This window comes from Vibrio sp. (genome assembly GCF_047973365.1).
Lineage (GTDB): Bacteria > Pseudomonadota > Gammaproteobacteria > Enterobacterales > Vibrionaceae > Vibrio.
On record NZ_JBKEBW010000172.1, the window covers coordinates 1 to 12,054 of the forward strand.

Sequence of the window (12,054 nt, forward strand, 5' to 3'; positions counted from 1 at the left end):
AGATATCCCACCCTCAATCACAGTATTGGTCTGACTAAGTATTGGGCTTTGCGCTATTTTGGACGCTTACCCACCAGTACCGCCGAAACAGATTACGGTTAGTTGTGTACATCTAACTTCCTATGGCTTCCTTCAGACCCCACCGTTAGCCCGTGACGCCCTTGCCATTCGGATTGTCTTCCCCTTAGTCAGGGTGACTCCACTTTCTTTCAAGTGGACGGGTTTGCCAGCTTTGCTGGGCAAACAAAAAACCACTGATATTATCAGTGGCAAATCACAGTGGAACTTTAAGGGGAAACTGTCTCTATTTTGCTTTTAAGTTGTCTCTAATTTTCTTGGTTAAGTTCTCGACATCAACGGGACGAGAAAAGTAGTAGCCTTGCAACAGATGGCAAGCAAGATCAGCCAAGATCTGCGACTGTTCTTTGGTTTCAACACCTTCGGCAACAATCGTAAGTTGCTTAATATTCGCAACCGCCAAAATACTTTTCACTAAGTTGTAGGCATCTTCATCATCGGCTAAATCATTGATAAAACTCTTATCAATTTTTACTTCATCTACTGGCAACTTGGATAAATAGCTCAGCGATGAATAACCCGTACCAAAGTCATCAATGGAGAACTTAATACCAACTGCTTTAAGTTGCTCAATCACAGCGACAGTCCCGGGTATATCGTTTAAGAATGTGCCTTCCGTAATTTCAAAAACTATACGGTTAGAATCAATACCGGTAGATTTGATGATCTTGAGGGTATTCTCAACAAATCCTTTGCTCATTAACTGGTTTGGAGAAATATTCACAGATAAAGTTAATGCACCTTCACCATTTGGGCTGATTGACTGAATATCTTTACAAGCTTGGGTTAGAACCATATCGCTGATCTTACCAATAATTCCTTTTTTCTCTGCGATAGGAATGAAATCTAAAGGAGCCACTCGCCCTAGTTCCACGTTATCCCAACGGACAAGAGCTTCTACACCGATGATCTTGCCATTCAATGTGCTGACTTGAGGTTGATAGTGAACATAGAACTCTTTGTTTTCGATAGCGATATCAAGCAAGTTTGAGATTTTAAAATGACGCTCAGAACTTTTTGCCATGAATGGTGAATAGTTAACATTAAACAAGTTGTTTGCTTTCGCATACTTCATCGCCAGCTCTGCATTACGTACAATAATTGAGCCTAAAATATTTCTGTTTTTGAAGGTAACAACAGCATTACGCACTCTTAGCGAAAGCATTTCACCGCAAACATCAAACTTCTCAAATGCTTCAGTTTGCTTTTCAAAATCGATACATGAACCGACAGATGTTTGGCAAATGATGACGAATTGGTCTGCTGAAATATGTCCAACAAACATGGTTTCACCTTTTAACTCTTCCAGTGCACTAGTTACCTGACGAAGCACTCGGTCACCAACAGCAAATCCGTACTGGTTATTCACTTTCTGAAAATCAACAATATCAATGATCTGAAGTTGGTATTCTTCACCTTTCTCCTGTAGGCAAAGGTTATCAATATAATCTGATGTCGCCTTCCTATTTGGCAGACCAGTTACGTCGTTATAAAGAGAGCGGAAAGCAATCTCTTTATCTTTTGTTTCTATTTGCAGCAGCTTTTCTTCAATGGCTGATTTGTACTGGTAAAGTTTATTGGCGGTAATAGTACGCAGGTAATAAATGATCCCGGCAAAAATGATAAAAACAAAAATATGGAACAGATTCTGATTAGATTTTTGTTCCAGGATAAGATCCGTGACCATTTTAGCTTCAGATTCAGAATAGTTTTTAATGTCATTCAGGAGCTCACCACTACCTAAGACTACATCCCAATCTTTCACATAACGAACATGTGTGATCTTTTGTGCTTCAGCATCGCTTTTACGATGGTTGAAAGCTTTATCGCTGTATTCGACCCAAGAAACACCGTTCAGTGCGCTTTGGTAGATATAGTGAACCAGCTCTTCATTAATGTCGTTTTTGAATAAATTGTCCGAATTTCTATGAACGACAAATGCTTTGTTTTTATCGATAACAAAGATGTAGCCATCATTACCTTCATTTAGCAGTTGGAATGAATTCATCGTTTTGTCGAAAAGAACCTGAGGGATTATGTCACCTACTGCCAAATTGTTACTTTGACGAATGACATCCAACATTTTTATTGTCGTATCAACACGCTCTTCAACCTCTGTTTTTCTCATCTCAATATATTGCTCTTCAATACTTGTGATAACAGAAGCGATTAAGCTTTGTGAGAATAAATGTTGATTAATAAATGAGGTCCCAATTGCACATACCATAAGTACAGTTGGTAGCCAGAGTAGATATCTTTTCAACACTCGATCAGTCATATTTGCCAGTTCTTTTTGTTTCACTTCGGCGTTTATCCCACTTTTGATGTGGATCCCCAATGGCAAATGATACAGATGAAAAGAGAATAAAATAGATATCGAGCACTGATATAAACGTAGGGCAAATCTCACTCAACACCTGAATGAGATTTGATGCTAATAAGACAATGGAATTCAGTGAGTTATGCTGTTTTTTGCAACTCAAAACGAATGCGAGATTTGGACTTTAACTCGTTGCAAGTATTACAAAAATAGTTAGCAGCACCACAGGCCTGCAGTTTCTCTAGCTCAGCACCACATTCAGGGCAGAATCCAACTTTTTTAAAATGGTCATCACATGATGAACAATGGTACTGCCCATCCCACTCTAGCTCTTTGTCACATTGTGGACATAAGTTTTCCATGACACACCTCCAACTTCTAAAACGACATATTTAAATGATTAATTATGGCTTAATCAACTTATGGCAAGATAAAGATCATTATAGAGATCTTAAGCCGATCTTCTGCTTTATCTATTTTGATCAGCGATCTACCCTAAAAAGAACATTTATATAACCACACACCGAAAGCATAAGTTACATATCCTGCATATGGATTTTAAACAGATTAAAATTCTAATCTAAAGATTTAATCCAACAATATCAGAATTTAATAAAAAGATCTTTTCCCGATTAGTGACTTATATGGCACTTACATAACGATGTACTTCAACGGTTCATCGTCAAGCTTCACTCGAGAAATATAGTAAAAAGCCCAAGCAATTTGCTTGGGCTTCTATTAAAGCGTTATTTTTTGCGACCTTTCATCATGGTCATCAGGCGCTTACGTTTGCGCTCTTGCGATAACGTCATTTTGTTGGTTTTACTTTCAAATGGGTTTTCGCTGTTCTGGAACTGAATACGAATCGGTGTCCCCATAATATCCAATGACTTACGGAAGTAGTTCATCAGATAACGTTTGTATGAATCGGGTAGTTCATTCACAAGGTTACCGTGGATCACTATGATTGGCGGGTTATAACCACCAGCATGCGCATACTTTAGTTTTACGCGACGGCTACGAACCATTGGTGGCTGATGATCTTCAGTTGCCATCTTCATAATACGAGTCAATACCGAAGTACCTACGCGAGTTGTCGCAGACTTGTAGGCTTCTTGTACAGATTCAAACAAGTGACCAACACCCGTACCGTGAAGTGCTGAAATGAAGTGAATACGAGCGAAATCAACAAAGCCCAAACGACGATCCAATTCTTTCTTCACTCGCTCTTTAACGTCAGTGTCCAAACCATCCCACTTGTTTACAGCGATAACGAGGGAACGACCGGCATTCAGAGCAAAACCCAATAAACTTAAATCTTGGTCAGAAATATTTTCACGCGCATCGATAACAAGCAACACAACGTTTGCATCTTCGATAGCTTTTAATGTTTTAACGACAGAGAATTTTTCAACCGTTTCGTTGACACGTTTACGACGACGAACACCCGCGGTATCGATAAGCACATATTCGCGCTCATCTCGCTTCATCGGAATGTAGATGGAATCACGTGTTGTTCCCGGCATATCGTAAACAACCACACGCTCTTCACCCAAAATACGGTTAGTTAGTGTTGACTTACCGACGTTTGGACGACCGATAATCGCCAGTTTGATCGGCTGATCTTGCAGACGTTTGTACGCTTCTTCCGCCTCTTCTTCGGTGTATTCCAGTTGCTCTTCTTCTGCATCTTCAAATTCAGTCAGATCTTCTAAAAGTGCATCTTGTGCTTGCATCTGTTCAGCAATCGGGCTTAGCGCGCGGTCAATCAGAGCACCAACACCACGACCATGAGCAGCTGCAATTTGGTACATGTTTTCCATACCAAGTTGCCAGAACTCGGCACTCGCTGCGTCAGCATCGATACCATCAACTTTGTTAACCACCAAAATGCTGTTTTTCTCAATACGACGAAGATGTTGAGCAATAGCCTCATCGGAGACGGTTAAGCCGGCACGACCATCAACCATAAACAGAACAACATCAGCCTCTTCAATCGCCGCTAACGATTGCTCCGCCATTTTGGTTTCAACACCCTCTTCACTACCGTCAATACCACCGGTATCAATAACGATAAATTCGTGTTCACCTAGCTTTGCCTGACCGTATTTACGGTCACGCGTTAAGCCTGGGAAATCGGCAACCAAAGCATCACGAGTACGTGTCAAGCGGTTAAACAGTGTCGATTTACCTACGTTCGGACGCCCTACAAGAGCAACAACAGGTATCATAACAACCTCTACAATTATTAATCATATGTAGTTATAGGTAATGACTGAGAAAACAACCAATCAGCTTTATACCAATATCATCGACTGAGCGATCTATATAAGTATTACCTATAACCACATTGTTTATTTCAATAAAACGGCTCCTAACTGTTTCCAGCTAGGAGCCGTGTGTGAATAATATCACAAATTACTTATTGATCGTCAGTTTCTTTACATCGCCATTGCGAGTGATCAGGACATAACCGCCATCAATAACCATTGGACCGACGGCGAAACCGCTATCATCAACCATTTGCTGGGCAACAAATTCACCAGAGCTACGATCAATCCAATGCAGATAGCCTTCGCTATCACCTACCACGACATAGTCGTCAATAATCATTGGCGCAGTCAGCAGGCGGTGTTTCAACTTGTCATTGCTCCAGAGTTCCGTTCCACTGCGTGAGTCAACAGCAACTAAGTAATCTTTATCTGTTACCAGAAACAAACGACCACCATCCGTCACCATATCGGTTGCTGAAGAGTAGTTACGTTTCCAGATTGGGTTACCAGAGCGCAGATCAATCGCAATTAACTGACCGTTGAAGCCAATCGTGTAAAGAGTACCACCAATGATCACAGGTGATGCATCTACGTCAACCAAACGATCAATTTCAGTTGCGCCTTTGGGCTGACCTACTGGTTGTTGCCAAATCAACTGGCCACGGGTGGAAATTGCCGCAGCCAAACGACCACTTGGCGTACCCCAGAACACACCACCAGAAACAGCAGAAGGTTGACTATCACCACGTAACGTTAAGTTAGGAACTTCGGTACTGATTGTCCATTTTTGACTGCCCGTCGCTTGATCAAGCGCCACCAGCGCACCACGGCTAGTATTGACAATAACAAGGTTATTGTCTGTGACAGGTGAAGCTAACACTTCGCCTTCAACTTTGACTTTCCATGCCTGTTCACCAGTCTCTGCATTTAGAGCAACAACAACACCGTTTTCACTACCAATGTAGATTTGGCTGTAAGCAGCAACGACACCACCGGATAAACGAGCGGAAACATCTTCTTCCAGATCGATTTTCCAGATCTCTTTACCATTTTCAGGATCAAGTGCTTTTACAATACCGTCTCGACTTGCAACGTAAACTTTGCCGTAAGCGTACTCTGGCTTAAGCTTTGAAAAGTAGTGACCTACACCATCACCGATAGAAGTACTCCACAACGATTTAGGCGTAAATTCACTTTTGACTACAGGCACAGGTGCCATAACAATGTTTTCTTCTTCTCCAGCACAACCTGCCAGCAGAGCTAACACGGCTGAAGATAGCAGCACTTTGTTGAACATTTTTTTCATCAACTTGTGCCCTTATTTGGCTAGGTCATCCAGTTTCATTTGCAGTGTTTGGCTAGCATCGCTCGCTTGTTGTGCTTCTGTATAAGCAGCATAAGCACTTGCTGTATCACCTTTACGCAATGAGATGTCACCACGTAGTTCAGCAACACGACCAGCCCAACTTTGTTCTTTAATGTTACTTAACTCGGTTAAAGCTGTATCGAAGTCACCTTGCTCAGCTTGGAGGCGAGCAACACGGAATGTAATTACTGGCTTAAGAGCCGCATCTTTAGTTGTATCTTTAGCCCACTCTAATTGAGCCAATGCTTCATCTAAATTACCTGCTTCAATTTGAACTTTAGCAAGTTGCATTGCAGCAAGGACGGAATATTCTGTATCTTTGTTGCCATCAATAAAGCTTTGTACATCGCCGCTCGCATCCATGCCTTTAGAAGATAGAGATAGGATAGCTTGTGAATAAGCTTCAGAAGCAGCTTCTTTTGCCTCAGTTACACTATCTTGGTAAAAGCGCCAACCAAACAGACCACCTAAGCCAATGACAGCGCCTAACATGACGGCTTTGCCATTCTCTTGCCACCAATCTTTGATCGCTTCTACTTGTTGTTCTTCAGTATCGTAGAGTTCCACTTCCTATCCTCTTAATTAATGCCAATGACCTGCATTGGCATAATGTATCTCTAAAAATTCGCTACTAGATCAAATGAGCCAGTCTGCTCGCGATCTCAGCTTGAGAAATTGTTTCCTGGTCGCCACCAGCTAAGTCTTTTAAAACAACGGTGCTTTCAGCAACTTCGTTTTCGCCCAGAACTAATGCTATCGCAGCACCCACTTTGTCTGCACGTTTAAACTGTTTCTTAAAGTTACCACCACCGAAATGTGTCATCACTCGTAGGTCTGGTACTTGCTCACGAATTTGTTCAGCAAGCTTCATACCTGCAGACAAAGTACCCTCGCCCGCGGTGACCATGTAGACATCAACACTGCGGCGAACATCGGTATTGCCTAATGTTTCCATCATCAGCACTAAACGCTCTAAGCCCATAGCAAAACCGACAGCTGGCGTTGGCTTACCACCTAATTGTTCGACTAGACCATCGTAACGACCACCGCCACATACCGTACCTTGCGAGCCTAAACTTTCCGTCATCCACTCAAATACGGTACGGTTGTAGTAATCCAGACCACGTACCAAGCGTTGATTAACCGTATATTCGATACCTGCAACATCAAGAAGTTCACACAAACCTGCAAAATGTTGCTTTGAATCTTCATCTAAGTAATCAGACAGCTCAGGTGCATCACCTAACACGGCTTGAACTTCTGGGTTTTTCGTATCCAGCACGCGTAGCGGGTTGGTGTATAGACGACGTTTACAATCGTCATCCAGAACATCCATAAATTGTTCTAAATATTCGATTAACGCAGTACGGTAGTTAGCTCGAGCTTCCAGTGAACCAATTGAATTCAGCTCCAGATGCACATGCTCTGAAATACCAAGTTCACGCCACATACGTGCCGTCATCATGATCAGTTCAGCATCAACATCAGGACCATCTAAACCAAAAACTTCCACACCACATTGGTGGAACTGTCGATAGCGCCCCTTCTGAGGACGCTCATGACGGAACATTGGACCGATGTACCATAGACGTTGTTCTTGGTTATACAGCAGACCATTTTCGATACCAGAACGCACACAACCAGCAGTACCTTCTGGACGTAGCGTTAAACTGTCACCATTACGGTCTTCAAAGGTGTACATCTCTTTTTCAACCACGTCAGTGACTTCACCAATCGCACGGCTAAATAGATGTGTCATCTCAACGATCGGCATACGAACTTCGTTATAGCCGTAAGCACTAATTACGTTTTTTACCGTGCCTTCCACTTTTTGCCAAAGTGGAGACTGAGTTGGGAGACAGTCGTTCATGCCTCGGATTGCTTGAATAGTCTTTGCCAAAATAGTTACCGTAATATCGTTTAGATTAATCTTGTTCAAGTTGCTGAATGTTGATGCGGTTTTTCTCATCTAACATTGATGCTTTAACGCGAATTTTCGCTTCAAGCTGAGCAACTAGGTCGTCGTTGTCAAAACGTTCTTTTTGACGAACGCCGTCTTCATAAAAGGCGCTTTTTTTATTACTGCCTGCGAGACCTAAATGGGAAACTTCCGCTTCACCAGGACCATTTACCACACAGCCAATAATGGATACATCCATTGGGGTTAGAATGTCTTCTAAGCGTTGTTCTAACTCATTCACCGTTGAAATAACATCAAACTCTTGACGAGAGCAGCTTGGGCAAGCAATAAAGTTAATTCCACGAGAACGAATACGCAGTGATTTCAGAATATCGAAACCGACTTTAATTTCTTCAACTGGATTCGCCGCTAAAGAGATGCGTAAAGTATCACCAATACCTTCCGCTAACAGCATACCTAAGCCAACGGCTGATTTCACCGAACCGGCACGAGCTCCGCCCGCTTCTGTAATACCAAGGTGAAGTGGTTGATCAATTTTCTTCGCTAATAAACGGTATGAATCCACAGCAAGGAAGACATCGGACGCTTTCACGCTGACTTTAAACTGATCAAAGTTCAGGCGTTCAAGAATATCCACATGGCGCATTGCCGATTCCACCAGTGCTTCTGGTGTTGGCTCGCCATATTTCATTTGTAGATCTTTTTCTAATGAACCGCCGTTAACCCCGATACGAATCGGAATGTTTTTATCGCGTGCACAGTCAACCACAGAACGAATGCGTGCTTCGTTACCAATGTTACCTGGGTTAATGCGCAAACAATCAACGCCGTATTCGGTCACTTGCAATGCAATACGATAGTCAAAGTGAATATCGGCAACCAACGGAACAGATACCTGCTGTTTGATAAGCTTGAACGCTTCAGCAGCATCCATAGTCGGCACAGACACGCGAACGATATCTGCCCCAACTTTTTCCAAAGCTTTGATCTGAGCGACTGTTGCTTCAACGTCAGTCGTTCTTGTGTTGGTCATTGATTGAACAGCAATTGGCGCGCCATCGCCAATTGGCACATTCCCTACATAAATACGCGTAGAGGGACGACGTTTGATCGGAGATTCGTGTTGCATAGTAATGTCTAAGGTAAGGTGATTCTTGCTACTTTGCCTGAAGTATACCGAGAAAGATCGACAGGTTCACTTTCAAATGTCATTGAAACACCTTCAGGAGCACCAAGAACCACTTGTAGAGGTTTTTGCCCGCGTAAATTCAGTGTCTGACCGGCTTGCTTAATGCCAGTCGACAAAGTTCTACCCGTTGCATCTTTAATTTGAATCCAACAATCCGCAGAGAAAGAAAGTGTCAATAGCTCGGTTACCGCTGGTTGTTCGACAACCGGTTCATTGACTGCTAGTTCATTGACAGCCGATTCACTAGCAGACGGTTCGCTGACAGTTGCTTTATTTGCAGTAGATTCTTCCGCAACAGTTTGAGGAGTTTCGGTTATCGTGTTCTCTTCAACCACGGCAGGTTCAGCTTCTTCCATAGCAGAACCCTCTTGGCTTTCGTCTGCAGGAGAAAATGGTTCAACAGGCTCTTCACCGGATTCTTCAGTTAATTCATTCACCGTCGCGAAATCTTGCTCATTACGAGAATCTTGAAGCGAAGAGTCATTACTCAGTACCGCGGAAACTTCGGCATCTTTATCAATCTCGAAACCACTTTCTCTGTGATTCTGCCACCACCATAGCGATGACATACCAATCAGAATAACCATAATGACCCAAGTAATCGTCATAATGCGGCTATCGTGCTTCGCGCGTTTGGTTTTCTTAGAAAAGCTTTGCATAGTTTGCTCTTGAGGCTCAACCGCGGTGCTTTTCTCATAAGCTTCTAAAATTTCAGACTCTTTTAAACCTACGGCTTTGGCGTAGGAACGCAGATAGCCACGAATAAAAGTGGCGACCAGATCAGAGTCAAAGTTGTTAACTTCTAAATTTTGAACAATCGATAAGCGCAATCTTAAGCGATCAGCAACTTGTTGCTGTGTTAATCCTAATGCTTCGCGTTTTTCTCTTAAAAGAGTACCCGCTTCTACAAATGTACTTGTTCCTTCAATAATCGAGTTGTCTTGTTCTGTTTGTTCAACATTTGTTTGTTCAGTATTCATCCGCGATGTCTATCTCGTGTTTTTGTGCTCAAGTACCTATTTGTCGCTTTTATTATTGATTTGTTAGTAGCAATCAAACTCGATGACTTCAACAGGTGGAAATTCATTTAAATTCAATATCGCCAGTAATTCGTATTTACTTTTGATAATAGTGAAACATTCTAATAGATATTAGCCTGTAAACAACAAGCAATTGGAAAAGAAATTACAGACAGGTCAAGGTTTTTGCTTAAATTGACATCAAAACGACATAAATTATACGATTCACCACAAAAATAACTAAGCCAGAACGAACTCTGGCCTACTGAAGTTTTTGACTAAATCTGTTTTACAGGAATTGCTTGCTGGTCTTCCTGTTTGGTTTTGGTACGTTTGGTACGATCTATGACGTCACCGACTAATTGCCCACAAGCGGCATCAATATCATCACCACGTGTTTTACGAACCGTTACAGTATGTTCGTACTGCATCAATGTTTTTTGGAAACGATCAATCCGAGAATTACTTGGTTTGTTATACGGAGAGCCCGGATAAGGGTTAAACGGAATCAAGTTGATCTTACATGGGGTATCTTTCATCAACTGCGCCAACTCGTGAGCATGTTCGGTACCATCGTTGACATGGTCAAGAAGTACATACTCTACTGTCACTTTTCCGCGGTTAGCATTGGAAGATGCAATGTAGCGACGAACCGAGGCGAGAAATTCTTGAATATCCCAACGGTCATTGATTGGCATAATTTCACTGCGCAGCTTATCGTTCGGCGCATGCAGTGAAATCGCTAAAGCAACATCAATTTGACCCGTCATTTGATCTAAGCCGGATACCACACCAGAAGTCGAAACCGTTACACGGCGTTTAGAAAGACCGAAACCCAGATCATCGAGCATAATTTCTAGTGCTGGAATTAAGTTCTTCATATTCAGTAATGGCTCGCCCATGCCCATCATGACTACGTTAGTAATTGGACGACGACCGGTTTCTTTTTCTAAACCAATTTCGCGAGCAGCACGCCAAACCTGACCAATGATTTCAGAGACACGTAAGTTACGGTTAAAACCTTGTTGAGCGGTAGAACAGAACTTACACTCAAGCGCACAACCAACTTGAGAAGAAACACATAGCGTTGCGCGATCATCTTCCGGGATATAAACCGTTTCTACGTCCTGATCACCCACTTTCATCGCCCATTTAATGGTGCCATCACTTGAATGTTGAGCTTCAGATACGTACGGTGCACGAATTTCACATTTTTGCAGCAGTTTTTCGCGCAATTGCTTATTAATATTGGTCATCTTTTCGAAGTCATCACAACCAAAGTGATAAATCCACTTCATCACCTGATCGGCGCGGAATGCTTTTTCACCCAGTTCATCAGCGAAAAATGAACGCATACCCTTGCGATCAAAATCAAGTAAATTGACTTTTTGTGTGGTCATGTAGCCTCTCAAAGATGGAACTATAATTAAGGGCGCGAATTGTACAGCCTTTAGGCAATAACGACAAGGGCTGCAATACCATGAGTTTACTGGGGTATTGACAACTCATTGAATAAAAAACAATCAGCTATTGATATAAATAAGCAAGAAAGGATAAATATTTGTTGGAAGGGTTAAAAGCAACCAATTTTAAGTTAGAAATAGAGTGTCTTTGATGCAAAAAGCTCCCTTTCGGGAGCAATGCCAATCAGTTAAGAAAATCTCTCGTTCCCATGCTCTGAAGTGACCCCCAATAGTTGGACAACCAATTATTGGGGGTCTTTTATTTATGTCCAAATACAGTCGCGAGTTAAAGTTCAAAGTAGCTAAAAAGTATCTTGATGGCTCCACTCCTCGAGAGCTCGCTGAAAAATATTCTGTCCCAACAAAACATGTTCGTTATTGGGCTCATGTTTTCACTATGCATGGTTCAAATTCATTTTTAATTG

The 12,054-nt window shown here is 42.1% G+C and carries 9 protein-coding genes; all 9 read right to left on the reverse strand.

The window, feature by feature from the left end; translation table 11 throughout:
* Positions 1-304: 304 nt before the first annotated feature.
* The 9 genes from ACK5MF_RS19225 to ACK5MF_RS19265 all read right to left on the reverse strand — a co-directional run bounded on the left by ACK5MF_RS19225 (position 305) and on the right by ACK5MF_RS19265 (position 11,566).
* Positions 305-2,206, reverse strand: a complete 1,902-nt coding sequence (locus ACK5MF_RS19225; RefSeq protein ID WP_416924121.1) for an EAL domain-containing protein — start codon at positions 2,204-2,206, stop codon at positions 305-307.
* A gap of 332 nt (positions 2,207-2,538) precedes the next feature.
* Positions 2,539-2,760: a zinc ribbon domain-containing protein gene (locus ACK5MF_RS19230; protein WP_416924122.1), complete on the reverse strand. Its 222-nt coding sequence runs from the start codon at positions 2,758-2,760 to the stop codon at positions 2,539-2,541.
* Positions 2,761-3,144: 384 nt separating this feature from the next.
* Complete coding sequence (gene der, locus ACK5MF_RS19235) at positions 3,145-4,629, reverse strand: ribosome biogenesis GTPase Der (protein ID WP_416924123.1); 1,485 nt, start codon at positions 4,627-4,629, stop codon at positions 3,145-3,147.
* Between the two features lie 187 nt (positions 4,630-4,816).
* A complete protein-coding gene (bamB, locus tag ACK5MF_RS19240) occupies positions 4,817-5,977 on the reverse strand; it encodes an outer membrane protein assembly factor BamB (RefSeq protein WP_416924124.1) in 1,161 nt (386 codons plus the stop codon).
* Between the two features lie 12 nt (positions 5,978-5,989).
* Positions 5,990-6,604, reverse strand: a complete 615-nt coding sequence (locus ACK5MF_RS19245; protein ID WP_416924125.1) for a YfgM family protein — start codon at positions 6,602-6,604, stop codon at positions 5,990-5,992.
* A gap of 64 nt (positions 6,605-6,668) precedes the next feature.
* The gene (gene hisS / locus ACK5MF_RS19250; protein WP_416924126.1) at positions 6,669-7,937 is read right to left on the reverse strand and encodes a histidine--tRNA ligase; all 1,269 of its coding nucleotides are present in this window, start codon (positions 7,935-7,937) and stop codon (positions 6,669-6,671) included.
* A gap of 25 nt (positions 7,938-7,962) precedes the next feature.
* On the reverse strand, positions 7,963-9,087 hold the full coding sequence (gene ispG / locus ACK5MF_RS19255) for a flavodoxin-dependent (E)-4-hydroxy-3-methylbut-2-enyl-diphosphate synthase (protein WP_416924127.1): 1,125 nt from the start codon (positions 9,085-9,087) through the stop codon (positions 7,963-7,965).
* A gap of 8 nt (positions 9,088-9,095) precedes the next feature.
* Positions 9,096-10,127, reverse strand: coding sequence for a cytoskeleton protein RodZ (gene rodZ, locus ACK5MF_RS19260; protein ID WP_416924128.1), 1,032 nt, complete (start codon positions 10,125-10,127; stop codon positions 9,096-9,098).
* A 317-nt stretch (positions 10,128-10,444) separates the two neighbouring features.
* Positions 10,445-11,566, reverse strand: coding sequence for a bifunctional tRNA (adenosine(37)-C2)-methyltransferase TrmG/ribosomal RNA large subunit methyltransferase RlmN (locus ACK5MF_RS19265; protein ID WP_416924129.1), 1,122 nt, complete (start codon positions 11,564-11,566; stop codon positions 10,445-10,447).
* Between the last annotated feature and the right edge of the window lie 488 nt (positions 11,567-12,054).